This window comes from Paenibacillus periandrae, from assembly GCF_022458865.1.
GTDB classification, from domain to species: domain Bacteria; phylum Bacillota; class Bacilli; order Paenibacillales; family NBRC-103111; genus Paenibacillus_S; species Paenibacillus_S periandrae.
The window spans coordinates 262,656-287,961 of the sequence record NZ_JAJNMU010000001.1; the positions used below are offsets into that span (position 1 = coordinate 262,656).

General features: G+C 46.8%; 27 protein-coding genes. 3 read left to right on the top strand and 24 right to left on the bottom strand.

All coding sequences use genetic code 11. The features are described from left to right. Window positions 1–40 precede the first annotated feature (40 nt). From LRL21_RS01255 to LRL21_RS01275, 5 genes are all read right to left on the bottom strand, one after another. On the bottom strand, window positions 41–472 hold the full coding sequence (locus LRL21_RS01255) for a peptidylprolyl isomerase (RefSeq protein ID WP_240413934.1): 432 nt from the start codon (window positions 470–472) through the stop codon (window positions 41–43). An 81-nt stretch (window positions 473–553) separates the two neighbouring features. Continuing rightward, the gene (lysA, locus tag LRL21_RS01260) at window positions 554–1,885 is read right to left on the bottom strand and encodes a diaminopimelate decarboxylase (protein ID WP_240413935.1); all 1,332 of its coding nucleotides are present in this window, start codon (window positions 1,883–1,885) and stop codon (window positions 554–556) included. 84 nt (window positions 1,886–1,969) lie between these two features. Further along, window positions 1,970–3,643 carry a spore germination protein gene (locus LRL21_RS01265; protein WP_240413936.1) on the bottom strand — a complete coding sequence of 558 codons (1,674 nt, stop codon included), beginning with the start codon at window positions 3,641–3,643 and terminating at the stop codon, window positions 1,970–1,972. 26 nt (window positions 3,644–3,669) lie between these two features. After that, window positions 3,670–4,095 carry a stage V sporulation protein AB gene (locus LRL21_RS01270; protein ID WP_240413937.1) on the bottom strand — a complete coding sequence of 142 codons (426 nt, stop codon included), beginning with the start codon at window positions 4,093–4,095 and terminating at the stop codon, window positions 3,670–3,672. Continuing rightward, window positions 4,092–4,730 carry a stage V sporulation protein AA gene (locus LRL21_RS01275; RefSeq protein ID WP_240413938.1) on the bottom strand — a complete coding sequence of 213 codons (639 nt, stop codon included), beginning with the start codon at window positions 4,728–4,730 and terminating at the stop codon, window positions 4,092–4,094. The genes LRL21_RS01270 and LRL21_RS01275 overlap by 4 nt, the downstream gene beginning before the upstream one ends. Window positions 4,731–4,900: 170 nt before the next feature. Here LRL21_RS01275 and LRL21_RS01280 point away from each other — a divergent pair, with 170 nt between their 5' ends. Continuing rightward, window positions 4,901–5,113, top strand: a complete 213-nt coding sequence (locus LRL21_RS01280; protein ID WP_240413939.1) for a DUF378 domain-containing protein — start codon at window positions 4,901–4,903, stop codon at window positions 5,111–5,113. Window positions 5,114–5,220: 107 nt separating this feature from the next. On the opposite strand, the gene sigF is transcribed toward LRL21_RS01280, so the two are convergent. The 8 genes from sigF to LRL21_RS01320 form a co-directional block, all read right to left on the bottom strand. Further along, window positions 5,221–5,976: an RNA polymerase sporulation sigma factor SigF gene (gene sigF, locus LRL21_RS01285; protein ID WP_240413940.1), complete on the bottom strand. Its 756-nt coding sequence runs from the start codon at window positions 5,974–5,976 to the stop codon at window positions 5,221–5,223. Between the two features lie 13 nt (window positions 5,977–5,989). Then, a complete protein-coding gene (spoIIAB, locus tag LRL21_RS01290) occupies window positions 5,990–6,436 on the bottom strand; it encodes an anti-sigma F factor (RefSeq protein WP_076227766.1) in 447 nt (148 codons plus the stop codon). Further along, on the bottom strand, window positions 6,433–6,786 hold the full coding sequence (gene spoIIAA / locus LRL21_RS01295) for an anti-sigma F factor antagonist (RefSeq protein WP_240413941.1): 354 nt from the start codon (window positions 6,784–6,786) through the stop codon (window positions 6,433–6,435). The genes spoIIAB and spoIIAA overlap by 4 nt, the downstream gene beginning before the upstream one ends. A 173-nt stretch (window positions 6,787–6,959) precedes the next feature. Next, window positions 6,960–8,141, bottom strand: a complete 1,182-nt coding sequence (locus LRL21_RS01300; protein ID WP_240413942.1) for a D-alanyl-D-alanine carboxypeptidase family protein — start codon at window positions 8,139–8,141, stop codon at window positions 6,960–6,962. A gap of 183 nt (window positions 8,142–8,324) precedes the next feature. Further along, on the bottom strand, window positions 8,325–9,665 hold the full coding sequence (locus tag LRL21_RS01305) for a pyrimidine-nucleoside phosphorylase (protein WP_240413943.1): 1,341 nt from the start codon (window positions 9,663–9,665) through the stop codon (window positions 8,325–8,327). A gap of 88 nt (window positions 9,666–9,753) precedes the next feature. Continuing rightward, window positions 9,754–11,517, bottom strand: a complete 1,764-nt coding sequence (locus LRL21_RS01310) for a methyl-accepting chemotaxis protein (protein ID WP_240413944.1) — start codon at window positions 11,515–11,517, stop codon at window positions 9,754–9,756. An 87-nt stretch (window positions 11,518–11,604) separates the two neighbouring features. Then, complete coding sequence (locus tag LRL21_RS01315; RefSeq protein ID WP_240413945.1) at window positions 11,605–11,982, bottom strand: cupredoxin domain-containing protein; 378 nt, start codon at window positions 11,980–11,982, stop codon at window positions 11,605–11,607. A gap of 221 nt (window positions 11,983–12,203) precedes the next feature. Next, window positions 12,204–12,608 (bottom strand): flagellar protein, encoded by a 405-nt coding sequence (locus LRL21_RS01320; protein ID WP_240413946.1) that lies wholly within the window; start codon window positions 12,606–12,608, stop codon window positions 12,204–12,206. Window positions 12,609–12,825: 217 nt separating this feature from the next. On the opposite strand from LRL21_RS01320, the gene LRL21_RS01325 reads away from it, so the two are divergent. Further along, the gene (locus LRL21_RS01325) at window positions 12,826–14,040 is read left to right on the top strand and encodes an MFS transporter (RefSeq protein ID WP_240413947.1); all 1,215 of its coding nucleotides are present in this window, start codon (window positions 12,826–12,828) and stop codon (window positions 14,038–14,040) included. Between the two features lie 124 nt (window positions 14,041–14,164). Here LRL21_RS01325 and LRL21_RS01330 read toward each other — a convergent pair whose 3' ends face one another. The 7 genes from LRL21_RS01330 to ald form a co-directional block, all read right to left on the bottom strand. Then, window positions 14,165–15,013 carry a purine-nucleoside phosphorylase gene (locus LRL21_RS01330; protein ID WP_240414193.1) on the bottom strand — a complete coding sequence of 283 codons (849 nt, stop codon included), beginning with the start codon at window positions 15,011–15,013 and terminating at the stop codon, window positions 14,165–14,167. A 41-nt stretch (window positions 15,014–15,054) separates the two neighbouring features. Then, window positions 15,055–15,885: a purine-nucleoside phosphorylase gene (locus tag LRL21_RS01335; protein WP_240413948.1), complete on the bottom strand. Its 831-nt coding sequence runs from the start codon at window positions 15,883–15,885 to the stop codon at window positions 15,055–15,057. Between the two features lie 60 nt (window positions 15,886–15,945). Further along, window positions 15,946–17,130, bottom strand: coding sequence for a phosphopentomutase (gene deoB / locus LRL21_RS01340; RefSeq protein ID WP_240413949.1), 1,185 nt, complete (start codon window positions 17,128–17,130; stop codon window positions 15,946–15,948). A 73-nt stretch (window positions 17,131–17,203) separates the two neighbouring features. Continuing rightward, window positions 17,204–18,286 carry a GTPase domain-containing protein gene (locus LRL21_RS01345; RefSeq protein WP_240413950.1) on the bottom strand — a complete coding sequence of 361 codons (1,083 nt, stop codon included), beginning with the start codon at window positions 18,284–18,286 and terminating at the stop codon, window positions 17,204–17,206. Window positions 18,287–18,429: 143 nt separating this feature from the next. Continuing rightward, entirely contained in the window at window positions 18,430–19,341 is a 912-nt protein-coding gene (gene xerD, locus LRL21_RS01350) for a site-specific tyrosine recombinase XerD (protein WP_240413951.1), read from the bottom strand. Window positions 19,342–19,440: 99 nt separating this feature from the next. Beyond that, on the bottom strand, window positions 19,441–19,674 hold the full coding sequence (locus tag LRL21_RS01355; RefSeq protein ID WP_240413952.1) for a DUF4227 family protein: 234 nt from the start codon (window positions 19,672–19,674) through the stop codon (window positions 19,441–19,443). Between the two features lie 328 nt (window positions 19,675–20,002). Continuing rightward, window positions 20,003–21,178: an alanine dehydrogenase gene (ald, locus tag LRL21_RS01360; protein ID WP_240413953.1), complete on the bottom strand. Its 1,176-nt coding sequence runs from the start codon at window positions 21,176–21,178 to the stop codon at window positions 20,003–20,005. A gap of 187 nt (window positions 21,179–21,365) precedes the next feature. On the opposite strand from ald, the gene lepB reads away from it, so the two are divergent. After that, entirely contained in the window at window positions 21,366–21,905 is a 540-nt protein-coding gene (lepB, locus tag LRL21_RS01365) for a signal peptidase I (RefSeq protein ID WP_240414194.1), read from the top strand. Between the two features lie 85 nt (window positions 21,906–21,990). Here the strand turns inward: lepB and fur are convergent, their stop codons facing one another. The 4 genes from fur to LRL21_RS01385 all read right to left on the bottom strand — a co-directional run bounded on the left by fur (window position 21,991) and on the right by LRL21_RS01385 (window position 25,129). After that, window positions 21,991–22,440 (bottom strand): ferric iron uptake transcriptional regulator, encoded by a 450-nt coding sequence (gene fur / locus LRL21_RS01370; protein WP_240413954.1) that lies wholly within the window; start codon window positions 22,438–22,440, stop codon window positions 21,991–21,993. A gap of 140 nt (window positions 22,441–22,580) precedes the next feature. Beyond that, entirely contained in the window at window positions 22,581–23,222 is a 642-nt protein-coding gene (spoIIM, locus tag LRL21_RS01375; RefSeq protein WP_240413955.1) for a stage II sporulation protein M, read from the bottom strand. A gap of 69 nt (window positions 23,223–23,291) precedes the next feature. Further along, window positions 23,292–24,566 carry an endonuclease Q family protein gene (locus LRL21_RS01380; protein WP_240413956.1) on the bottom strand — a complete coding sequence of 425 codons (1,275 nt, stop codon included), beginning with the start codon at window positions 24,564–24,566 and terminating at the stop codon, window positions 23,292–23,294. A gap of 2 nt (window positions 24,567–24,568) precedes the next feature. Further along, window positions 24,569–25,129, bottom strand: coding sequence for an NUDIX domain-containing protein (locus tag LRL21_RS01385; RefSeq protein ID WP_240413957.1), 561 nt, complete (start codon window positions 25,127–25,129; stop codon window positions 24,569–24,571). Between the last annotated feature and the right edge of the window lie 177 nt (window positions 25,130–25,306).

Genomic DNA, 25,306 nt, shown 5'->3' on the forward strand with positions numbered 1-25,306 from the left:
GGGACTCGGCTATAGCTTATAATCGATGCTTGGGCAGCAATTAAACTTCTACTACTTTGACGGATTCCATTTGGTCTCTGCCTTTGAATTGGTCAACGTGCTCCATACCTGAAGTCACTTTACCGAATACGGTATGCTGACCATCCAGATGCGGTTGTGGACCATAGCAGATGTAGAACTGACTTCCACCTGTATTACGGCCAGCATGCGCCATAGCCAGTGTTCCACGCTCATGCTTATTTGGATTGATTTCACAGTTGATCTTGTAGCCCGGGCCGCCAGTGCCTGTACCTGTAGGACAACCGCCTTGTGCCATAAAACCAGGAATTACACGATGAAATACGAGGCCATCATAAAAACCATCATTTGCCAGTTTTTCAAAGTTCGCTACTGTGTTAGGTGCATCCTTTTCAAATAAATCGATAACGACTTCGCCGCCATTGGCAAGTTTGATTTGTGCTTGTTTTGACATGTAAAATGTACACTCCTTTGTGATCTTCATGTTCAATGTGTTTTATTGTACTACATCCTGCAGCTCTGTACAAATGCTAGACTACAAGGACTTTGTCGTTTGCTTCATTCTTGCCGGGATCCGGTCATTGCCGACAATGTTATCAAACGATTCACGTTCAACCACAACCTCGGCTTCACCATTATTAACAAAAATAACAGCAGGACGACGAATCCGGTTGTAATTGCTTGCCATTGCATAATTGTAGGCACCTGTGCAGGATACCGCCAAAATGTCTCCGGACTGAACCTCAGGTAGCGTAACGTCCCATATCAGCATATCTCCGCTCTCGCAGCATTTGCCTGCTATCGATACAAGCTCCTCTTCCTTCTCAGTAGCCCGATTTGCAAGCATCGCTTCGTAACGGGATTGATACAAGGCAGGACGCGGATTATCGGTCATACCACCATCAACAGCTACATATTTACGGACGCCTGGAATATCCTTGTGCGTACCTACCGTATATAGGGTTGTCCCTGAATCTCCAACGATGCTTCGACCCGGCTCCACCCAGATTTCCGGTGTAGGGTAGTCATAACGGTTAAAGTTGCTGGTAATCGATTCAGCGATCGCTTGGACATATTGATTGATAGGCAGCGGCGTATCACCCTCGACATAACGGATACCGAAACCGCCTCCCAAGTTAATTACAGAAAATACAACATTCAATTCATCGCGAACCTTAGCCGCGAAGCCGATAACTTTATCAACAGCCATTTGAAAACCTTGTACCTCAAAAATTTGCGACCCGATATGTGAATGGACGCCCAACAGCTTGATATAAGGGAGCTGGGTAGCTTCCTCGATGGCATGGTAGGCAGAGCCGTTATCCAAATCCAATCCAAATTTTGAATCCGTTTGGCCTGTAGAAATATATTCATGCGTATGAGCCTCAACGCCAGGTGTGATACGGAATAAAATATTCACTCGCTGACGCTTCTGTCCCGCAATCGCATTCAACATATGAAGCTCCACCAAATTATCGACCACGAAGCAGCCAATCCCTGCATCAATTGCCATTTCAATTTCCATAGGCGTTTTGTTATTTCCATGAAAATGTATCCGCTCGGCCGGGAATCCGGCTTGAAGTGCTGTATACAGCTCCCCATCAGACACAATATCCAAAGACATTCCCTCTTCTTCTACTACGCGGCACATGGCCATTACACAAAATGCTTTACTTGCATAGGCAACCTGAAATTTCAAGCCAGTTTCGCGAAAAGCTTCTACGTATTCACGACATCTTTGGCGGATCAATGCTTCATCCATAACATACAGCGGAGTTCCAAAGCGCTCAACGAGCTCTGTTGTATCACATCCACCAATTTGCAAATGCCCATTATCGTTTATTGTGCTCGTTCCATGCAAATACATTTTAATTTCCCTCTCCCCGTTGACATTATATCTAAAATACCATAATGGGGCATGAGCTGACAATATGTATTGAGCCCACCTCGCTTATGGCTGTCTTGTGCTATCCTTAGGCTTGGTCAAACTCATTCTTGTTTTGACAGCAAGGAATGGTCGACGAAGTACAATTTCCCTCATAGCTTTCACATTAAACGGTATAAATGGCCACAAATAAGGAGCATTATACGATCTTCGTGTTGCCAGATAGATGACCCATACCGTAGAAACGATGACGAAACCCGGAACTTTCCATATCGCAGAAGCGATCAGCAGCATCAGTCGTGTCAATCGATTGGCGAGCCCAAGCTCATAGCTCGGCGTAGCGAACGTGCCTACAGCAGCAACAGCCAGATACAGGATAACCTCATTGACGAACAGCCCGGTCTTTACCGCAACTTCGCCTACCAGTACCGCAGCCACCAAGCCCATTGCTGTTGTGAGCGGCGCAGGGGTATGTACAGCAGCCATACGCATCAGGTCGATTCCGAGCTCAGCTATTAAAAATTGCACCAACAGCGGCAACTTTACAGACTCCTGCGGCCCGATAAATTCCATTCCGACTGGCTTTAGCTCCGGTGAGCTCACAAGCAAAAACCACAGGGGCAGCAAAAACAGCGAGGCTGCGATCCCAAGAAATCGGACCCAACGCAGATAGGTGCCTGCCATAGGCGTTTGACGATACTCTTCTGCATGCTGCACATGATGAAAAAAGGTTGCCGGCAATATAATTACACTTGGCGAAGTATCCACAAACAAGGTAACATGCCCTTCAAGCAGATGAACCGCAATGACATCGGGACGCTCCGAATATCGAACCATCGGATACGGATTCCAGCTTTTACCGACAATGGCTTCTTCCAGCTGTTTTTCCGCCAGCGGCAAGCCTTCAACCTGAAGCTGATTGATTTTATCGCGAACCGCTTCGACCAAGGCCGGGTCGCAAATATCATCAATGTAGGCCAGACACACATCCGTATGCGTTCGACGGCCGACATGCAGAATTTCAAGCTTAAGTTGCGGATCACGAATCCGGCGCCTGACCAGCGTAACATTGGTGAGCAGCGTTTCCACGAAGCCATCGCGCGATCCCCGTACAACCCTTTCCAAATCCGGCTCCTCTGTCGAACGGACCGGGAAGCTTTTGGCGTCTACAACAATAGCCGCCGCGGAGCCTTCAAAGAAAAATCCGGTAGCCCCCATCGCCACCTGATCAATAACTTCATTCAATTTATCTGTCTGCTTCACCTGAATATGGGGTATCAAAGCATCCATGAACAGCTGTATCGTATCCTGGCCCGCAGAGTGACTGACCTGATGCTGAATCGGATTGCCGGTAATCGCTTCATCCTTAGCCCGATCGTTTACATGCTCCGCCGTAGACAAACGGTCCAGTACCATCGTAAGCACGTTATCCTTGGCAAAACCGTTGTAATAAAAAATCCCGGCTTTGATTCCACCAAACACCATCTCACGAAATACGACATCAAAGCTGGTATGCAGCCCGACCCTGTGCTCAAGTGTCTTTTTTAAGGACTCAAATCCGGTAGCTATGCCGTCATCATTTACTGACTTTTCTGGTTGTTGCACCACGGACTTCCAGTTATTCTCTGGCTCATTAATATTGCCTTCCGCATCAATGTTAAGAGGTTCATCAGAAGTACTGTCCGAACCTGCACCCATAGAGTCTTGCATCTGTTTGGGACGCGTCCACAATTTCTTCATAACACACCCACCTCACTTGTTGTTAGTTACCCCAGAACATGCAGCCAATCGAGCAAGGACCCCAATACTTTCCCAAACACCATCGCCATCAGCAGCCACAGCATATAGGAGGCCATCCCCACTCGTTTGGCGAGAATGGGCAGCACATTCATCACCTCCGTCAACGCCCCTGCCAGCATACCGACAAAACCTCCTGCCAATAAACCGAGCAGGACCGCTGTCAGCGGATGTAATGAAAAGGACCACACGAAAAAATCTGACAGTGTAAAAAACACCGAACCGCCAATAACGGACCCTTCATAAGCACGGATGTGCCGGTAAGAACGAGTTATTTGAGCCAGCCGAGGAATGATATCCAGCACAACAAGAAAGGCCACCATCCCGCTGCCTACAGCGATCCCACCCGCCAATCCAATAAACATCTGAACGGGGATTAGCCACCACTGATTCATTTGGGCTCATCCTCCGCTTCATGGATTCTGCAGTACTCCTCGGTAATGACGTAATGATTGACATTTTCCTGATACATAAACATTTCCACCTCAAGAGGACTGGGTTCCTCATTGAATTTCTTTTTGAACAGGTGGTTAAAAAATATGATCATCCCAACACCGATTCCAATTGAATATGGAATTTGCAGCAGCAGCGGGTATTCTGCCCATTCTCCTGTAAGCAGTCTGTAAATACGTTGGTGGACAACCCCCATACTGACATCTGCATGGAAGTTCATGATGGCCAAACCCGACCCGACAAACAAAAGCAGCCATACAAGCGCAATCCAGATCAGCCTTGGCGGCTTACGCTCATCCTTGATTTCGATCAGACAATGAGGTTCGCCAAAATGCTCAATTTGCATAAAAGGGTACAGTTTTTTAATTTTACTCACAATGAGCATCATATCGATCAACAGCATGCTGCCTTCATGCTCCCGTGGACGATGCAGCAGCAGCATTTGCAAGGAGGGTTCGTATTCGGCATCTACCAGCATTTGCGCGACAGCACCGAGTACAACCGGGTCCCCCCGACGTATACACATTCTTTTGCGTAAACGGATATACAAAGTTGCACCGGTAGTACCGGTTATCATGCCCCATCACTTCCCTTGCGTATTTATCCCATAGTATGAAAAAAAAGCTCCGCTCCTAATCGCCAACGGTCATGGCAATAATTCTCTTGATGCTTGAATAAGTTATCGCACTTTATGGGAAAGTAATCGTAAGGTCGTAAATCCTGATAGAAGAAAGGGAGTTATGCATTATGGGAAAATTCGCTTTGACGCTCGTTATAATCGGGGCTTTGAACTGGCTGCTCATCGGTTTATTTCAATGGGATCTTGTCACAGCGATATTTGGTGGCGAGGTTCATCGCGCTTCCTCCGGCTTCAGCCGTGTTGTGTACGCAATTGTAGGCTTATGCGGTCTGTACTGCCTGAAATATTTATTTATGGATGAGACCAAAAAGGCACGATAGATCATGGGTGATACTCGAATTGTGGTTATGCCATACGGCACAAAAAAATGGCCCTCAAACCATAAGTTTGAAGGCCATTTTTTCTGTTGTAGCTACAAAATATTCGCTTATTGGGCAATCTGATCCTTGATCGACTGGAGTATTTTTTTCTCCAGCCTGGACACTTGTACCTGCGAAATGCCTAATCGGTTGGCAACCTCGGACTGAGTCTGATCGCGATAATATCTCAGATAGACAATCAGCCGCTCCCGTTCATTTAAGGTTCCTATGGCTTCATTCAAGGCGAGCTTTTCAAACCATTTTTCCTGGCCTTCATCGGCGATTTGATCAATTAACGTAATTGGGTCTCCGTCATTTTCAAACACCGTTTCGTGAATCGAAGCCAGTGGTTTATTCGCTTCCTGAGCAAATACCACTTCCTCTGGTGTGATCTGCAGCTCGTCAGCAACTTCTTTAATTGTAGGCAGACGGCCATTATTTTTCGATAGTTCGTCCTTCGTTTTGCGGATTTTATTAGCAAGCTCCTTCAGTGAGCGGCTCACCTTAAGTGTACCGTCATCTCTTAGAAAGCGTTGGATCTCACCAATGATCATAGGCACCGCATACGTAGAAAATTTCACATCGTAGGATAAGTCGAATTTATCGACTGATTTGAGCAATCCGATGCAGCCAATCTGGAACAGATCATCGGCCTCATAGCCCCGGTTCAAAAATCGCTGCACAACCGACCAAACCAGACGGATATTACAATTGACCAGTGTTTCCCTGGCAAGTGAATCACCGGATTGACTTAATGCAATTAAGCGCTTGACTTCGCTATCATCCAGGTATCGGTGAGAAGCATGTTTCAAATCGACATCCATATAGAATCGACCCCTAATTGAACAAAGCTTTTTTAGATTCAATTCGCTTTTTCATTTTGATTTTTGTACCGACGCCGATGGCTGTTGTCACTTCGATCTCGTCCATAAAATTTTCCATGATCGTAAAGCCCATTCCCGAGCGTTCAAGCTCCGGCTTGGTCGTATACAATGGCTGCTTGGCCTGTTCCAAATCAGCAATGCCTGCACCTTGATCCTCAATCGTTAAATATAACGTATCATCCTCGATTTCGGCTTCAATCGTAACTACACAGTCTGGATGATTGTCGTAACCATGAATAATCGCATTGGTAACCGCCTCCGACACGACGGTTTTCATATCCGTTAATTCCTCCAGAGTGGGATCAAGCTGTGTTACAAAAGCCGCAACTGTCACCCGGGCAAAGGATTCATTTTCAGATCGACTGGCAAACTGCAGGGTCATAAAATTTCGTTCACTCATGATACGGCCTCCAAACTGCCAAGAGCCTGTTTTTCGTTATCATAAGTGGAGACGATTTTGAACAGCCCTGACATCTCCAGCAAGCGATGTACAGCCGGGTTCAGATCGCACACAACCAGCCTGCCATCCCTGGCCTTAATCTGCTTATAGCGTCCCAGAATGACCCCAAGACCAGAGCTGTCCATGAAGGACAATTCCTTAAAGCTCAGAATCATATGGTTAACATTACTCTTATTCAGAGCCTCTTCCATACGCAACTTAACCGTCTCGGCCGTGTGATGGTCCAGTTCACCCTTCAACCTGACAATGAGTGCTGTATGGTGGTGCTCGATTTCAATATGCAGACTCACGCTGCTCACTCCTTCCCTTTCATGCACACCATTTCTACACAGGAATTCCCTTTTCCTGCCACCCGACAAAACTAGAAGAAATGTGCCAGAAAGCAAAGAAATGCGACATGATCAGGAAGCAGACAGCGTAAAGAGCAGTTGGTCGTTCATTAGTCAACAATATTGCTACTTCATTAGTCTATAAAAAACAATTGTTTGGCACTCCGTTTCACCAACACCCACCAGCCGGCCTTGCCGACTTCAATGGATGACTCCAGTGGAAATTCGGAGAGCACCCGATCCCCCTTATACACAACGATTTTACCTATTGGCTGACCTATCGCGACGGGTGCCTTTAAATCCGGCAGCAGCTGTACCTCATGACGAATGTCATTTCCGGCTTCACCCTTTTTCAACAGCATACTGTAGGAATGCTTGGCCGTCAGCGGAACGACTGATTGCACACCTTTGCTAATCTTAAGTTCTCCTATAGGATCACCGGTTTTGTAAATCGGGTAGCTCATATATTGTGAAAATGCATAGTCAAACAAATTCGATACTTCGGCATTACGTGTTTTCGTGTTGGGTTCACCCATTACGACCGTAATGATTCTAAAATTATCTCTTTTGGCAGTTGCAGACAAACAAAACTTGGCTTCGCTTGTGTAACCCGTCTTCAAGCCATCAGCTCCGCTGTAAAAACGGACCAGTTTATTCGTATTCACAAGCCAAAAGGGCTTCGGCGTATCCTTGCGCAAATAGTCCTGGTACGTTCCGGTAAATTGTGTGATTTCCTCATGCTTCAACAGTTCGCGAGACATCAAAGCAATATCATTCGCAGAGGAGTAATGGTTATCTGCAGGAAGGCCGTTGCAGTTGACAAAATGAGTGTTTTTCATCCCCAGCTGGCCTGCGCGTTCATTCATCATTTGCACAAAGGCTTGCTCTGAGCCTGCTAGCTTCTCTGCCATGGCCACGGAGGCATCATTGCCTGACGCCATTGCGATTCCCTTCATCATATCCTGAACCGTCATTTCCTCACCCGGCTCCAGAAAGATTTGTGAGCCTCCCATCGAAGCCGCATATTCGCTCGTACGGACCTTGTCCGTCATCTTGATCTTACCTTGATCCAAGGCCTCCATTACGAGCAGCATCGTCATGATTTTGGTAATACTCGCTGGCGGCAGCTTTGCATCCTTGTTTTTTTCAAATATGACGGTACCTGTGTCCACATCCATCGTAACTGCTGAAGATGCGTTCGGAGCCAAATCCACTGTCTGATTAGGCTGCTGCTTTTCTTCAGCCCAAGCAATGGGTAAACTACAAGCCACAAGTAAATGAATGCATAGCAACAGCTTGATTGTTTTCGTAAACATACCTTCTGTATCCCTCCATCCTAAAGGTTAAACTACTTCTATTTATTGTTGACGAATTTACAATTAAATATTCCAAACGCTGGAAAATGTAAATAGGATGCTTTCCCACTTGCAGCATGCACAAAGAACACCCTTTTTCATTGAAGAAAAGGGTGCTCAATTCGATCTATGGTTGCTACAAAATCATGAATGTTGAATCATCTCAACACCGTTCTTGGTAACGATCGCATAAATCAGCGGAGATCTGGCAGCACTGCCTGCAACCAGGGTAAACGCGGAGCGCGTACGTTGGGTCATATCCTCTGTAAACATCGACTCATTGTTATTCATATACAGCTCTGCTAATGTCTCGCCAGCCTTAACGGAGTCGCCAACCTTTTTATGGAGCACCATACCGACTGCAAGATCGATCTGGTCCTCTTTGGTCGCTCTACCGGCTCCGAGCAGCATAGCAGTAACACCCAGCGCCTCAGCATCTATGTGCGAGACAGTCCCATCCTCAGCAGCCATGACAGGCACCTGATAGGGCGCAGATACTAATAGCTCCGGATTATCGATGATCGCCTCATTCCCGCCCTGAGCGCCTACAAGCTGCTTCAGCTTGGCTAATGCGGACCCATTGTGCAGCAGTTCGGTCACCTTGGCCTTGGCTTCCTCGTAAGTTGCTGCTTTGCCTCCCAGCACGACCATGTGCGCCGCCAGTACGATACAAAGCTCGGTCAAATCAGCAGGGCCTCGGCCCTGCAGCGTTTCTATAGCCTCACGAACCTCCAGCGCGTTGCCGATCGCTTCACCCAACGGTTCATCCATATTGGTAATTACGGCTACGGTTTCTCTGCCGACCTCTTCACCGATTTCTACCATAGCCTGAGCCAGCTTAATCGAAGCCTCCAATGACTTCATAAAGGCACCATTGCCGGTTTTGACATCCAGCACAATCGCATCTGCGCCCGAAGCAATTTTCTTGCTCATGATCGAGCTTGCAATTAAAGGAATCGATTCAATCGTAGCTGTAACGTCACGTAGGCCATACAACTTTTTGTCCGCGGGTGTCATATTGCCGGATTGACCGATCACCGCAACTCCGATATCGGTTACCTGCTGCAAAAACTGGTCCTTTCCCAGTTCTACCTTAAAGCCTTCAATAGCTTCCAGCTTGTCAATTGTACCCCCTGTATGACCAAGCCCGCGTCCTGACATCTTGGCTACCGGCACACCTGCCGCTGCGACCAGAGGAGCCAGAATCAATGTCGTCGTATCGCCAACACCACCTGTACTGTGCTTATCCACCTTGACTCCAGGAATGGAGCCAAGCTCTGCCTGATCACCGGATCGTGCCATTGCCAGCGTCATATCTGCTGTTTCTTTGGCTGTCATACCGTTAAAATAGATAGCCATCGCCCAAGCCGACATCTGGTAATCGGGAATGTCCCCCTTTGTGTAGCCATGAATCATATAATCGATTTCCGCTGTCGTTAACTGCTCAGCATCACGTTTTTTTTGAATCAGTTCAACCGTTCTCATCGCCAGCCACCTCATCGCTATTTTATGAATGGATGGTTAGATTTTATCATAGATAGGGACAGACTCCTAGTTTTACCCTGTATAACTGCTACACTTTAACCTGCTGTACAGCCTGGATCATATCATGAGTCATCACGCTCAATACGGAAGAAGCATCCGCAACGTGACGCATTTTATCAAGCTGTTGATTTGTCAAATCATGAATGTGATCGGTCTGCTCGGATACCTCCTTGGCAATATAGGCAATACCGTTGACAGATGCCGCAACCTCCTCGGATCCAGCCGACATCTGCTGCGCAGCGGCCGATACCTCCTGAATTTGCATCGTGACCATACGGAACACTTCCACAACGCGTTCGAAAGACTGTTCGGCGTCCTCGGACAAAGCTACTCCTTGCTTGATTTCATTCGCAGCATCATCCATTTTGTCGCTAATACGTTGAGATTCCTGCTCAATATTGTGCAGCAGGGACGCAATGGATTGTACGGACGCGGAGGATGCTTCAGCAAGCTTCCGTACTTCTCCAGCTACAACCGCGAACCCGCTCCCATGCTCACCCGCACGGGCAGCCTCTATGGAAGCATTCAAGGCAAGCAGCTTCGTTTGACTCGAAAACTCAGTGATAGCGCTTAATACATCCTCGATTTTCGCCGAATATTGCTTGAGAACAGCCACCCTGGCAACCGCTTCTTCTGCCTTGGAATAAATGCTATCAATTTGATGCTTCATCTTAAAACTCGTTTCCTTACCGGCTGCTGCTACCTCAAGCGCAATCACTGATGCATCAGATACCGTCATCGACGATTCCGCAATACGCTGGATGCCAACTGCAATTTCCTCCATCGCCTGAGCGCTGTCATCCGCACTCAGCTTTTGAGAGCGGGCACCCTCCATAATTTGCTGTATCGTTTCTCTGATAATGACATTCATGTCCAGCATAACGACCGCGTCCTCGTTAAACCTTGCCGATGAGGTAACCATTTGGTTGGACGTTTGAGCGATTCGGGACACAATCGTACGTATAATTTCATTCAAATTACCGGACATCATAACCATCGCTTGGTAAGCTGTTCCGATTTCGTCTTCGGATTTGACAGGATTTGATGATAAAATCACCTTGGCCTGAGCCAAATCACCTGTAGCCATGCTTTCGGCACTAGACGTTATTACTTTTAGTGGACGCAATGCGCGAACGACAAACCAAACTATGAATCCTAGACTGACCAGTGTCACGAGCAGCATGAGTATGTAAAAATAAATGCTTTTCTCCAGTACGTTCATCGTAATACTATCGACTACAGTGGCTGCCGTATCTATACCCAATACCCCGACTAACTTACCACTAGCATCCCTTACCGGTGCATAGGCAGATATGTATTTACCATATTTGGCATCCTCAATTAAATCCGAGCTCGCATTCTCTCCCTTCAACAGCAATGCAACTGCATCCTTGGGAATATCGGTGACTTCATTAATCGGTGATGCGGTTTGCGAGCTTCGCGGCTGGCCATCAATCATGATTAACGGCTTCTGCTGCTCATCAATTCTGACAAAATACACATACATGGCTCCAATCTGAGTTCGGAAACGGTCTAAATCTGCTCGCAGCTTCCAGTAAAGCTCATTTTCTTGCGGGTTCGCCAGAAAATCCGCATATTGTTGGGTATCCAGCTGAGCTGCATAGCTGTAAGCTGTTCTCATGCCATTATCGGTAATAACCCCCTGAGCTGCGCTCTTTGTGTTGAGAATTTGCAATAAAATGTATCCGCTCGACAGCAAAACAATGACAATCGTAATCGCAGCTACAATTCGAAGCACCAAATGTTTTTTGAATGTTGTGATTAAACTCATAATTACCCGCCTCTCGCAACCAGCATATAGGTAAAGATACTATTTTTCTTAGAAAAAAAGAAGCCTTGACGGCTTCTTTTACTAATCCTATGACACAATTAATGTTGATTTCATGTTCGCATGTCCGGTACCGCAAGGCAGAATGCAATGCACCTCATATGTGCCCGGTTTGTCAAAGGTAACCTCAGCCGATTTGGTTGTACCGTCCAATTTCACGTTCAGACCTACGATTTCCATCGCATGCAAACCTTCTTTGTTCAAAAGGGAAACCGTAACTTTTTCGCCAGCTTTCACTTTATATTCAGCCTGGTCAAATTGAAAGTTCGATGCAATGAATTTCAATTGTGGTCCGGCATGAGCTTGTGAAGCCATTTCTGACTGACGTACCGAGATCTGCTGGAACAGCACACCCGCTCCAAGCAAACAGGCAACAATAATACAGCTAAACATAATCCACTTTGTCATCAATAAATCCCCCTAAATGTTTTGCGTAAAAAATCCTTCTTCAAATTCGTATACTATCATTGTACCTAATGAACCCAGCTTTACCTATTCCCTTTTAGGTGGTTCCGGTGAAAAGTTTGTGACAATTTGCAATCCGTTCACAGCTACCTTTGACATTCTATCATATTTACGCAAAAAAACAAAAAAACCTTCACCTGTTGGCGAAAGTTTAACTAGCCTATCTAGAATCGACCACCTACACGACTTCTGAAACCAAAGCCCTGATGGCCCCTGCTCGCTTCCTTTTCCTGCATTTCACGAATATCCTTGGTTAAACGACTGCGGCAGGGATAGCACATCTCTTGTTGTCTAATCGGTTCTCTGCAGCTATTGCAAGGGTATGTTAAGTTAGGATAATCAGTAACAGGCAAGCGCTTGTCCTTAATCCATATTATGATTTGTTTAACAGAAACTCCAACTGCCTCACTCAGCTGCTCCGTAGTGGCTTTACGGTTACTGCGCAGATAACGATCACAGGCGTCGAATTCATTCTGGAGCTTACTTACGCATTCCTGACACAGATTACGCAGGTTTTTTTGAAATACTTTACCGCAACCGGGACAATTGGCTACCATCAGAATACTCATGATTGTCACTTCCTACCCCAAAATGATGTAGTTCCTTTGCACCAATTATAGCACGATTGTAGGTACTAATACATATAAATCAAAATTATTTTATAAAATACTTCGCGGACTATATGACTCCCAGGCAACTTATTTGGGTTTCTTACAAATTTATAAACATATGCATCTTATCTTATGCTATAATTTCCAAAATTAATTATCATAAGGAGGGCTGCCCATGCAGGTGAATACGAATAAAACGGTGTTTGGTATTTTGCTCGCAGTCAGTATGGTTCATTTGTTAAATGACACCATCCAATCTATCGTTCCCGCTATATTTCCGATTATCAAGGAATCGTTGTCACTGTCATACTCACAGCTTGGCCTGATCGCTTTTGCTTTAAATTTAACGGCATCTGTTCTTCAGCCAGCTGTCGGCTTATACAGCGACAGGAAACCACAGCCATATCTACTGCCGCTTGGCGTTGTGGCCACCTTAATCGGAGTCATCGGGATGGCCTTTGCGTTCGGATTCTGGACCATGCTGCTCTCAGCCATCCTCGTCGGCATCGGATCATCCATATTTCATCCAGAATCAGCCAAGGTTGCTTATTTGGCAGCAGGCGCAAGAAGAGGGTTGGCTCAAAGTATTTTTCAGGTAGGGGGCAATGCGGGGCAAGCACTGGCACCGATTATGACCGCACTTATCTTCGTACCTCTCGGCCAGTTTGGGATAATCTGGTTCACCTTGCTAGCAGCACTTGCTCTGGGTATTCAAATATATACAGCTAAGTGGTACAGCAGCAAGCTGCGCGTGAACACGGTTAAAAAACGGGATCATTCTTCTAAAGGAAGGGCCATTACAAATCGTGGTAAAGTGACAACGGCCATTTCCATCCTGGTGCTGATTCTTACCTCCAAAATGGCTTATCTGGCAGGAATCACCAGCTTCTATTCCTTTTATCTCATCGAACGTTTTCAGCTTTCTGTTCAGGAAGCGCAGTGGTGTGTGTTTGCTTTTTTGGCTGCAGGTGCGGCCGGGACCTTTTTCGGCGGTCCTTTATCCGATCGTTGGGGACGTCGCAATGTAATCTGGTTTTCCATCCTCGGGGCACTGCCATTTGCGTTTCTGCTTCCATACGTTAATTTCCAAATCAGTATCGTTTTTTGCATCATTATCGGCTTTACGATCATGTCCAGCGGTTCGGTTAACGTTGTGTATGCCCAAGAGCTGCTTCCTGGCAACATTGGAACCGTATCCGGCCTCTTCTTCGGCCTTGCCTTCGGAGCTGGAGGTCTTGGCGCTGCTTTGCTTGGTATGCTGGCCGATTCCACAAGCATTGACTACGTGATCAAGCTGTGCGCCTTCCTACCGCTTCTCGGACTGCTTGCCATCTTCCTGCCCTCTGACCGCAAGCTTGCGGAGTGGGCTAAAGAAGCAGAAGCCCGATAATCTGTCCCCCAATGATCGCCGCTTCATGAACGAACATTAGTTCCAGTTATAATTTCAAGCACAAAAAATCCCGTTCCACCTAACAGTGGTTCGGGATTTTTGTATGACAAACTGCTACCTTACACTACACTTTCACCTGAGCAACGAACCTTCTCACCAGCTCAATAAACATCGGCTTCGTCCGATTCGCCACGGCTACTACCTGCTCATGTGTCAAGGGCTCAAGCTCCTCGCCAATCGCCATATCGGTGATGCAGGAAATACCAAGCACCTTTAAACCACAGTGACGAGCAGCAGCCACCTCACCTACCGTGGACATACCAACCGCATCACCGCCCAAACGGGCTAGCATGGTCAGCTCTGCTGGCGGCAGGTAACTCGGACCGCTAATTCCGCTGTAGACACCTTCCTGCAATCGAATAGCGCTTTGCTCCTGGCGCATACTCTCCGCTATTCCTTTAGCTAAAGCGCGGTACTCACGGTTATAGGCTTCTGACATATCGGGAAAGCGAACTCCCAGCTCCGGATGGTTAAACCCGATTAATGGATTATCTCCCGTCATATTCAAATGGTCGGAAATTAGCATCAGATCACCCGCCTGAAATTCACGGTTCATGCCGCCTGCGGCATTCGTAATGACAAGCGATTGAATTCCCAGCTGCTTCATCACGTAGATAGGAAAAACTACTTTTTTCATTGAGTAGCCCTCATAATAATGAAAACGTCCCTGCATCACAATAACCGGCTTGCCTTCTAATGTACCTATAACAAACTGTCCGGCATGACCTTCAACCGTGGATACAGGAAAATGTGGGATTTCATTGTAGGCAATCGTTAAAGGTGCTTCGACCTGATTAGCCATATCACCCAAGCCCGAGCCCAGAACGAGACCGATTTGCGGGACAAGACCATCCAGACGTTTACGAATCCAGTCCGCTGCCTCTTGTATTTGTTGTAAGTAGTTCGTTTCCAAATCCTTCAATCCCTTTCCTTGTATCTATCTGTTACTCATAGCTAGCCAAGCTTGGCAACAATACCAAGAATCAATTGCAGAAACTTCGGTTTGACGCGCTCGGTCGTTTCCATGACCTCCTGATGCGATAAAGGCTGATCAAGAATACCAGCAGCCATATTGCTTATGCAGGAAAAACCTAATACTTCAATCCCGGCATGTCGCGCTACTATAACCTCAGCTACAGTGGACATGCCAACCGCGTCAGCCCCCAGCGTGCGCAGCATACGGATTTCTGCTGGGGTTTCATAGGTAGGTCCGGTTAATCCTGCATACACGCCTTCCGGCAGCTTCAGCCCCTGCTCTGTGGCAACCTCATGAGCTGTTTGCCGAAGACGTCGGCTGTAAGCCTCCGACATATCGGGAAAACGAACTCCCAGTTCATTGAAATTAGGTCCAATGAGCGGATTGCGGAATGTAAAGTTGATGTGATCCTTAGTTACCATCAGATCGCCGACTTCATACGAGGTGTTAACCCCGCCTGCCGCGTTTGTCACGATCAGGGTTTGCACCCCCAGCTCCTTCATCACCCTCACAGGGAATGACACCGCTTCTACCCCGTAGCCCTCATACAGATGAAAACGCCCCTTCATCAAGAGCACGTGTTTACCGTGAATGGTACCGAGCAGCAGCTCACCTGCATGCCCTTCCACAGTTGAAACCGGAAAATGCGGAATCTCATGATAAGCAATTACCGTTGCATTCTCTACCAAATCCGCGATCACACCCAAGCCTGATCCAAGGATCAGACCGATTTGCGGAGCAGTTGGGTATTGGGCACGAATATATCGTGCAGCTTCCTTGATACTGCTGAGCAATGTTTGATCTCCCATGGCGTTAACCTCCTCTAAAAATAAACTGTTCTCGCACGTCCAGCCTGTATATTAGAAAGACTATTGGTCCCTCTTGAATTCCTTTAAAAAGCTTACTCCGTTACCGGTCGATGCAGTACCAAAATTATCCGCTACCATCGCTCCTAAATCGGCAAAGGTTTGGCGTATGCCAAGCGATCCACCATGCTTAAAGCTCGGGCTGTAAGCAAGCAGCGGAACGTATTCACGCGTATGATCTGTTCCTGCATGAATCGGATCGTTGCCATGATCAGCGGTCAAAACAAGCAGGTCATCCGGTCCGATCTGCTCCATTATGCGTGGCAGCCATTCGTCAAATTCACGGAGTGCTTCTGCATAACCAACAGGATCACGTCGATGACCGTATAGAGAATCAAAATCAACCAGATTTGTAAACAGCAAGCCATGAAATGGCTGTTTGAGCTGATCGATTGTAGCTTGTATACCATCCAGATTGCTTTTGGTCGGACGAGAATGCGTGATGCCTTCCCCGGAAAAGATGTCATTGATTTTACCAACAGCGATACAATCAAGACCAGCCTCCTGCAAATAATTAAGCACAGTAGACTGTGGCGGCTTTACCGCGTAGTCATGACGATTTGGTGTCCGCTTGAAGGCTCCGGGCTTGCCGATGTAGGGCCGCGCAATTACACGTCCCACTGCGTAAGGCTCCTCCAAGGTCAATCTGCGAGCAATCTCGCACGCGCGATACAGCTCGTCAAGCGGAATGATCTCTTCATGCGCAGCAAGCTGAAACACACTGTCCGCAGATGTGTAGACGATCCAATCTCCCGTTGCCATTTGCAGTTCCCCAAGCTCATCCAATATCTCTGTACCCGAAGCCGGTTTATTGCCAAGCACCTTGCGTCCGGTTTCTTGTTCAAAGCGCTCAAGTAATTCAGCAGGAAACCCATCCGGGAATACGTTGAACGGAATACTCACACGTAGTCCTGTTATTTCCCAATGTCCTGTCATTGTATCCTTGCCAACAGAAGCTTCAGCCATTTTGCCAAAGTAAGCAAGGGGCTGATCTACGGCGGCTATGCCTAGAATCGGCGCAATGCGTCCAAGTCCCAATTGCTCCAGGTGAGGCAGACTAAAGCCCTGATTACGTTCTGCAATATGTCCTAATGTATGGGCTCCCACATCTCCAAAGGCCACTGCATCCGGAAGCTCACCTATACCAACACTGTCCAATACGATGATGCAAATACGCTGAAAACTCAATCCAGCCACCTCCAATAGTGAAAATCCCACCTTTTTGCTATTATCGCAAAAAGGTGGGTCGTTTGCAAAGCACTTATTCAGATATGGAATAATGCAAATCTTCCTTCAGCATAGCTTCCGCGACTTCATAACAGTTGTCCAGATACGATTTGCCTGCCATATACGTGATGCCAAAACCTGCCGTAGCCGAGATAGCTTGTCCGATAAATGGAATATATTTGGACAGCTGCTGTGCGGCTACGTGGCCCGCCTGCTTTTCCAATAAATGAATAACCCCTTGGGTCGATACAGATTTGAGAATATTATTAGCTACATTCGCAAGATGTGGATATAAATGCAGCCTCGACTTCAGTTTATCCTCGGATAGGTCGAAATTTTTTCTGATTTGCATAAACATCTTTTGCAAAATGCCGATGTCGATCGCTATATTTAGCCCCGGAATCGGGTTCAGTCCATTTGCAGCGGCTGCGGCGGCTGTCAAGGATATGAATTTTTTACAAGCTTCTTTTTTTTTCTTCAAAAAATCCAGTGAGTACGCTTTTGCATTGCGTTCCCATTTGGCTCTTTTGGAAGCGGATAGCCTATTCTCAATTTCCTCGATCAGTTCCCCGACCCCTTCACCGGTTACACAGCTTGTAAAAATAAGCCTCGTATCCACTCCGTAACGCTGAGCCACCGCTTCGCGAATTTCAGCTTTCAAATCATCCTTCGTTTTAATTCTCTTCGTATCAAACAGCGTATCCGAGTAATTTCTCACAAAAATACACGGCTTGCCTTTTTCTATAATTTTATTAAACAGCTCGTCATCAGCCTGATGAAATTTGCCCGAAAATACACAAATAAACAGATCATATCTATCCAGCGTAAATCGCTGCCAATATTCATTAGCCGGGAACTGGCTCGTTCCAAAGCCCGGAAGATCGGTCAGTAGCAGCGAATCATCCTCACCCCACACGACGCTTCCTTCTTCAGTAGTTGTATCTGTACGGGTGGATACCTCGGCCACATTCTCACCGATTATCGCATTAATTAAGGATGATTTGCCGGAGCCTGGCTGACCGAATAAAGCGATGTTGATTTTTGTATTTTTTTCCTTACCCAGCTCATTAATGATTTCTTGTATATTGTTGAACGATGCAGGGTTCAGCTCTGTCATTGAAATCACCTCATTCTCATTATGTAGGTTCATTACCCAATCCTTTATGATTCGACGTTATACGCTCATTTCCTTCGAGACTGCCGTCAAGATTACACAAAAGGCCACCTAATGGAATAGGCAGCCTGCTTCATTATTATAGATTATTGCATCTGTTCCCTGTTTTTGGCCCGCGGATGAGCACGATCATATACTTCCTTCATTTTATTACGGTTGACCTGCATATAGATCTGGGTTGTCGATATATCTGCATGGCCCAGCATCTCTTGAACAGAACGCAGATCCGCTCCATTTTCCAATAAGTGCACCGCAAATGAATGTCTCAAGGTATGAGGTGTAATTTCTTTGACGATGTTAGTTTCTGCCGCATACCGCTTAATAATTTTCCAGAAGCCCTGACGTGTAATTCTCGTTCCCAGATGACTGACAAACAAGGCTTGCTCGTCCTTGGACTGCTTAAGCATCTTAGGTCTCATGATTTTGATAAAAGAACCCACGAATTCTGCCGCGATGCCTCCAAGAGGAATGATCCGCTCCTTAGACCCTTTTCCGATGCACCGGATAAAGCCCACATCAAGATTGACATTGTCCACATCCAGAGAAATCAGCTCTGAGACCCGAATTCCGGTTGCGTACAGCAGCTCCAGCATCGCTTTATCGCGCATCCCGTTAGGCGTATTCGTCAGTGGGGAGTCCAGCAGCGATTCCATCTCCCCGATGGTCAGTACATTCGGCGCACGCTTCTCAAGCTTGGGAATTTCCAGCTGCATCGTAGGATCCTGATCAATGATACGCTCGCGCACAAGAAATTGATAAAATGCGCGAATAGACACCACAGTTCGGGATTGCGTAGCTGTCGCTCGTCCCAGCTGCTTTAAATGCAGCAAATAATTAGCAATATGTAATTTTTTTGTGTCCTTCAAAGTCAAAGATCCCTGGTCGCCAAGATAATCGAGATACTGGGAAATATCTCTTTTGTAGGATTCCAATGTATTCTCTGACAGTCCCCGCTCGTCGGACAAAAAATGTACAAAATCATGCAATTGGTTTTTCATGCAAAATTCCCTTCCTATTGTCAACCCTATACCACAGATCTTACTGTCTAGAACAAATTCAACATGGAAGAGCAGAATCCTTCTTATCTTGTCAAAAGCTTATTCCCCAAGCCAATAAAACAGCTTCAAGCGCTCACCCATGGGCGCCTGATCCGTTAGCTTAGTATGGTTTTGAAATACCTTCACCGATCCACCGATCGGCTCCTTATACTTCTCCACCGGCTTGATCCATTCTGTCACAAACAGCATCATATGATACAAAATTGATGTCAACACCAAGAAAAACAAAATATACTTTCCCCGATTTAACCAGTCGCGAACATAAATGATCATAGGATAACCTCCTGGGAGTTTCATAAGGGAGTTTGCTTTGCGTAAGCCGAGATTGGCAGGCAAAATTGAGTACTATCCAAGTTTTGCGAAGCAAAACTTCTCCTTCAATCTATCTCTCTCTTATAAGTTCGGTGAATGGAAAGCGGAGTGGCCGGTGTGTTCTGGAGAAGCGGAGCGTTCGCCTTTGCTTTCGAATTTCAACCTGTACATCATTTATACAATCATGAAATTCGAAAACAACAGCGATCGTAGGAGCACTCCGGCCGCGCAGCTGCACTTATTCACCATTCACTCATTCACTCATTCACCAAACCTTCTCACTCTCATCTTATGCCTTCCTGTCCACATTTATGTTCCCTTGTCCCTGATCACCATGGAGCAAACTATCCAGATCTACCCATGGAAGCTCCAAAGCGTCAGCAACTGCAGCATGTGTAATATGCCCCTGGAAAGTATTCACACCCGGCCGCAGCTCCGGATGTAAACGCACTGCTTCACCAAGTCCCTTACCTGCGAGCTCGGACGCATAGGCCAGCGTGACATTCGTCAGCGCCATTGTCGACGTCCTCGGCACGGCTCCAGGCATGTTCGCTACCGCATAATGGATCACGCCATGCTTGACATATACAGGGTCGCTATGCGTGGACACCCGATCAATGGTCTCTATGGTTCCTCCTTGATCGACAGCTACATCGACAATTACCGAGCCCTGCTTCATTTGCTGAACCATTTGTTCGGTAACCAGCTTGGGTGCTCTTGCGCCAGGTATTAACACAGCGCCGATTAACAAATCTGCTCTTTTTACAGCACTCGCAATATTATAAGGACTGGACATCAGCGTGCGAAGCCTGCCTTGAAACACGTCATCCAAATAGCGAAGCCGATCCGCACTGCGGTCGATAATGAGCACATTCGCCCCAAGCCCCATCGCCATTTTGGCCGCATTGGTCCCTACAACCCCTCCACCCAAAATAATGACATCGGCAGGTGGCACGCCTGGAACTCCGCCTAGCAAGATGCCCCTTCCTCCATTTAACCGTTCCAAAAACTGCGCTCCGATCTGAACCGACATTCTACCTGCCACCTCACTCATCGGAGTAAGCAGCGGCAAGCTTCCGTTCGCCATTTGGATCGTTTCATATGCAACCCCGGTAACATGAGACTTAACAAGCGCATCAGCAAGCCTCGATTCCGCAGCCAAATGCAAATAGGTAAACAATAACAAATCCTTTTTAAAGAAACCGTATTCTTCCGGCAATGGTTCCTTGACCTTCATTATCATGTCCGCTTGGCCCCATACATCGGCTGCTTGACCCAGTACTTCAGCACCTTCATTCAAATAGTCCTGATCTGTGAATCCGCTGCCCTCGCCAGCTCCTGATTCGATTAGCACCCGATGACCCTGCACATGCAGATAAGCCGCGCCTCCCGGTGTTAATGCGACACGATTCTCGTTATTTTTGATTTCCCTGGGTATGCCTATGATGCTTTGATATCCTGTCATGAGTTCCAGCTCCTTTCAAAAGTTCAGCCAGCTGATCTAATCTTAATCACCCTAATTTCCCCTATTTGCCCGTCAATTAATCTCACTTTAAGTGTATTCGCCAATCTTTGAAATTGGAGTCTCCAGCGTGTTATACTTTTAATATTCATCCTAGCAACGAAAGGGATTGGCTCTATTTATGAAAAAAATGACTTCAGAGCTCCGCAGCTGGGTGAGTTCGATCGGAATCGCTTTTGGTTGTGCAATGCTAATTGGCGTTTTTATTATTCAGCCGACCAATGTTCTTGGCCATTCCATGGACCCAACTCTTCATGACGAGCAGCGCATCTTCGTTTCCAAAATCTCGCACACCTTGCATCAAGAGCCCAAATACGGGGATATCGTCATTATTGACAGCCGTGTGGACCGTACCCGCAATCTGATTGATGATTTAGCCGAGCATCCCTTAATTACTTTATTTACAGGTAACAATGACCGCAGCTTCTATATTAAACGGGTCATTGGCAAGCCGGGCGATGTGCTTGAATTTAAAGACCATAAGGTATATCGCAATGGTGTCGCATTGGACGAGCCCTACCTGAACGAGCAAATGAACTATACGTCCGAGCAGTCCATCACTGTTCCTGCCAAACATCTGTTTGTCATGGGTGATAACCGCAACAACAGCAAAGACAGTCGCAGTATTGGATTCATCCCATTGGACCACGTACTGGGAATCAAGATGTAAGCAATCGAAATCAACGCCTATAGGCGGCAAAAAACCTTCTCGCTCCTGCCTGTTAGGCAAAATGCTGAGAAGGTTTTGTTTGATATTATGAATTGTTTTTCTCGAGGCAGCGATGGCAGATACCTTGGAAATCCAATCGATGGTCGAGGACCTTAAAGCGATACTCGTTCTCCACTCGCTCTTCCAGCTCAGTTAGCCAATCCTCCATGATTTCATCCACAGTTCCACACTGCACACAAATTAAATGATGATGATGATGACGATTACTTTCATTACGAAGATCGTAACGGGCTACTCCGTCACCGAAATTCATTTTCTCAACCACATGAAGTTCACTCAACAATTCAAGTGTACGATATACGGTTGCAAGGCCGATTTCAGGCGCCTTGTCTTTGACGAGCATGAATACATCCTCGGCACTCAGATGATCCTCTTCATTTTCCAACAACACACGAACCGTAGCTTCTCGTTGAGGAGTTAGCTTATAGCCATGTGATTGGAGCTGCTGTTTAATTTTTTCGATGCGAGCTTCCATGTTCCTCCCCCTACGGGTTTTGCGACAACAAAACCTGCTACATAAGCTATTGCATCCCGTTATACATAACAAAATAGACCGGGAAATCTGCTGGGCTTCATCTTATATTATAGGGGGAGGAATGCCGGAAAGTCAAACATTTACGGAGTCATCGTAATCAGCATGGGTGTTACCCACTTCATCATAATCGGTGAAACGCTAGCTTCGAACATTGCAACACCTGCCAGCAGCAAGCCTGAGAGTAAAATAGTTCCAGCATAACGCATAAAAGGCTCATAAAACATCCCGTTTCGGACCATCAACCGATTTTTAACCAAATGAATGGAGAAAGCAATCGCAGTCACGCTGCACACCCATAAAGCAGGAATGACAATCAAATTTTGTGGTGCAATCGACACAAGTGCGAACAAAAGGCCCTTCCAGGCAAATTGACCGACCAGATAACTGACACTAAAGCCGATCAGCACTCCTTTTAAAAAATCAAGGATCAGGATTAATGGCAGTCCAATGACGGACATACCCAGTACCCATATGATTAAAATCCACTTCATATGCAAAGCGAATGACTGCAGGAAGGTTGTTCTGGCATCCGCCAAAGCCCCCTGCTCCACCGATGAAAAAAAATTGCCGATGAAGCGCATAATCTCCTGCTTTTGCTCCAAAGACAGCGCCCCCGCCATCACGGTTCCGAAAACAACACCAGTAAGAAAGATCACCCCGACAAATATATACAGCGACAGATGCTCCTTCATATAGAGCTCCATTGAACGATTACGGTTCATGGTGTTGGCCCCCCTTGCACGTTTATAGTACAAGCATATGAGGAGACAGAAACTGTTATGACTAACTTCCTATGATTTTTTGCTGTGAGCGATCACCTGGGTATCTTCGACTTTACCCCGTGCATGATTCACCACTTTACCGTATTGCCCTCCGCCACCTGTCTGCAAGGTCAGCTTATCCTCACGCGCCTGCACAATGAAATCGGCAATTTCCTCACCTGCCGCTTGCTCCAATTGCTGATGGGTAACATGATGCAGTACACGCATCTCCGTTCCAAATTGCTCCAACAGCAGATTCAGCTTCTTGGGACCAAGGCCCGGCATATATTCCAAAGGCACCTGATAATGATAAGGAGGTCGGCTTGGCGGTTCGTTCATCAGCTTGTTAGCAGATGGATGACCTTCGGCGGACTCATCACCCGGTGAACGATCCGCGATGTCCAGAATACGATCCATCACACCGCGTACGACCTTCTTGCTGCCGCAAAAGATGCATCTCTCAACAGTCGTTTCCCGCTCATCCAGAATCGTGCTGCACGCTGAGCAGTAGGTTCGGTGATACTTGCCAAGGCGCGGATTCAGTCCGTAATTAGCTAACACGGATCTCCCATCGAGGTTCGCCAAAGCTTTGCGCAGCTCTTCAAAATTCGGTTCCGCCAGCTGCAGCACGTTGTATTCACGACCGATTTTTGCCAAAGAATGTGCATCCGAATTGGTTAGAAACGTATATCGGTCCAGCTCCGATATCATTCCAGCCATGTCCGAATCAGCGCTTAAGCCGAGCTCAACAGCAGCAATTTTGTCCAGATCCAGTACATGCTCCATCCTTGTGGAGCAGCTGCCGTACATGCTTTTATGTGGAGTGAAGATATGTGCAGGCACCAGCAAGCCGCCGCGACCCACCACCTCATCCTGCAGCACCTTAGCGGGAACATAGATCCGCTGCGAGCTGAGCCCTACATTTTTCATATGCTGGGACATCCAACGTGTGAACTCCTGCATCTTCGCCAATGTCGGCAAATATGCCAACAAATGTGCAGTACCCATACCCGGATCGCGAACCTCTATCTCACTGCCCAAAATAACCGTAGTATGATGGTAGCGAATCCCACCTTCAGCAAGCTCCTCCATTTCGCCTTTATCCAGATAATGCTGCATTTCCCGCTGAACAGCAGGGGATTGACAGTCGATGATACCTACCATATCCATCCCTTTACGGTCAGATGCTTCACGGGCAATGTTATAAAACGTCAGATCCTTGGACCCGCTAATTTTTACGGCCTGTCCCTCTTCGGTTCGTCCAATATGAATGTGAAGGTCTGCGTAAAACGGTCTCAGATCCATTATCAGAAGCTTCCTGTCAGCTTATATACCTGCCATGCATACACAGCAGTAATCGTTTTGGCATCGCTAATCCGCTGCTCACGCATGTATTGCTGAGCTTGCTCGAGCGTGATGCTCTCCACGTCAAGAAATTCGTCCTCGTCAAGCTGGGCATCACCATTGGTGAGCTGTTCAGCCACATACAAATGAATAATTTCATCGGCAAAGCCCGGGGAGGTGTAGAAGGAGCTCACCAGCTTCATCGTATCACAGCTATACCCTGTTTCTTCCTTAAGCTCCCGCTTGGCCGCTTCCATCGGATCTTCACCGGCATCAAGCTTGCCCGCTGGAATTTCGATCTGGTTTCTTTCCAGCGGCTTGCGAAACTGCTCCACAACGAGCATTTTATCATCCACTAATGCCAATACCGCGACTGCTCCCGGATGCTTAACGATCTCGCGTGTCGCTGTTTTTCCGTTAGGGAGGCGGACTGTATCCACCTGAAGCGAAATGATTTTACCCTCAAAAATTTGTTGCGTAGAGAGGGTAACTTCTTCAAATTTATTATTATTTATTTGTGACATCGATGATTCCTCCGTTTTAAATAACTCGATTTGCTGTAATACTAATAACAGACACTTAACTTGAGGTTTCATTATATCACAGTCGAATCCTTGTTTTATAGAAGGGATCGTCGACCCCCATATAAATAATGACATAATTGCTCCCGGCAGCACATACGGTGTAAAGATCCTATTTTA

Bases quoted from the DNA above. Each gene is read 5' to 3' on its own strand.
- LRL21_RS01325 (WP_240413947.1), top strand. From the start codon at position 12,826: ATGCAGGTGAATACGAATAAAACGGTGTTTGGTATTTTGCTCGCAGTC.
- LRL21_RS01380 (WP_240413956.1), bottom strand. From the start codon at position 24,566: ATGGATCTGAGACCGTTTTACGCAGACCTTCACATTCATATTGGACGA.
- LRL21_RS01280 (WP_240413939.1), top strand. From the start codon at position 4,901: ATGGGAAAATTCGCTTTGACGCTCGTTATAATCGGGGCTTTGAACTGG.
- LRL21_RS01310 (WP_240413944.1), bottom strand. From the start codon at position 11,517: ATGAGTTTAATCACAACATTCAAAAAACATTTGGTGCTTCGAATTGTA.
- ald (WP_240413953.1), bottom strand. From the start codon at position 21,178: ATGACAGGATATCAAAGCATCATAGGCATACCCAGGGAAATCAAAAAT.
- spoIIAB (WP_076227766.1), bottom strand. From the start codon at position 6,436: ATGAGTGAACGAAATTTTATGACCCTGCAGTTTGCCAGTCGATCTGAA.
- LRL21_RS01275 (WP_240413938.1), bottom strand. From the start codon at position 4,730: ATGATAACCGGTACTACCGGTGCAACTTTGTATATCCGTTTACGCAAA.
- lysA (WP_240413935.1), bottom strand. From the start codon at position 1,885: ATGTATTTGCATGGAACGAGCACAATAAACGATAATGGGCATTTGCAA.
- LRL21_RS01300 (WP_240413942.1), bottom strand. From the start codon at position 8,141: ATGTTTACGAAAACAATCAAGCTGTTGCTATGCATTCATTTACTTGTG.
- LRL21_RS01255 (WP_240413934.1), bottom strand. From the start codon at position 472: ATGTCAAAACAAGCACAAATCAAACTTGCCAATGGCGGCGAAGTCGTT.
- LRL21_RS01315 (WP_240413945.1), bottom strand. From the start codon at position 11,982: ATGACAAAGTGGATTATGTTTAGCTGTATTATTGTTGCCTGTTTGCTT.
- sigF (WP_240413940.1), bottom strand. From the start codon at position 5,976: ATGGATGTCGATTTGAAACATGCTTCTCACCGATACCTGGATGATAGC.
- xerD (WP_240413951.1), bottom strand. From the start codon at position 19,341: ATGAAAAACCAATTGCATGATTTTGTACATTTTTTGTCCGACGAGCGG.
- LRL21_RS01345 (WP_240413950.1), bottom strand. From the start codon at position 18,286: ATGACAGAGCTGAACCCTGCATCGTTCAACAATATACAAGAAATCATT.
- LRL21_RS01305 (WP_240413943.1), bottom strand. From the start codon at position 9,665: ATGAGAACGGTTGAACTGATTCAAAAAAAACGTGATGCTGAGCAGTTA.
- LRL21_RS01270 (WP_240413937.1), bottom strand. From the start codon at position 4,095: ATGAATCAGTGGTGGCTAATCCCCGTTCAGATGTTTATTGGATTGGCG.
- spoIIM (WP_240413955.1), bottom strand. From the start codon at position 23,222: ATGAACCGTAATCGTTCAATGGAGCTCTATATGAAGGAGCATCTGTCG.
- LRL21_RS01265 (WP_240413936.1), bottom strand. From the start codon at position 3,643: ATGAAGAAATTGTGGACGCGTCCCAAACAGATGCAAGACTCTATGGGT.
- lepB (WP_240414194.1), top strand. From the start codon at position 21,366: ATGACTTCAGAGCTCCGCAGCTGGGTGAGTTCGATCGGAATCGCTTTT.
- LRL21_RS01335 (WP_240413948.1), bottom strand. From the start codon at position 15,885: ATGGGAGATCAAACATTGCTCAGCAGTATCAAGGAAGCTGCACGATAT.
- LRL21_RS01320 (WP_240413946.1), bottom strand. From the start codon at position 12,608: ATGAGTATTCTGATGGTAGCCAATTGTCCCGGTTGCGGTAAAGTATTT.
- fur (WP_240413954.1), bottom strand. From the start codon at position 22,440: ATGGAAGCTCGCATCGAAAAAATTAAACAGCAGCTCCAATCACATGGC.
- LRL21_RS01355 (WP_240413952.1), bottom strand. From the start codon at position 19,674: ATGATCATTTATGTTCGCGACTGGTTAAATCGGGGAAAGTATATTTTG.
- LRL21_RS01385 (WP_240413957.1), bottom strand. From the start codon at position 25,129: ATGTCACAAATAAATAATAATAAATTTGAAGAAGTTACCCTCTCTACG.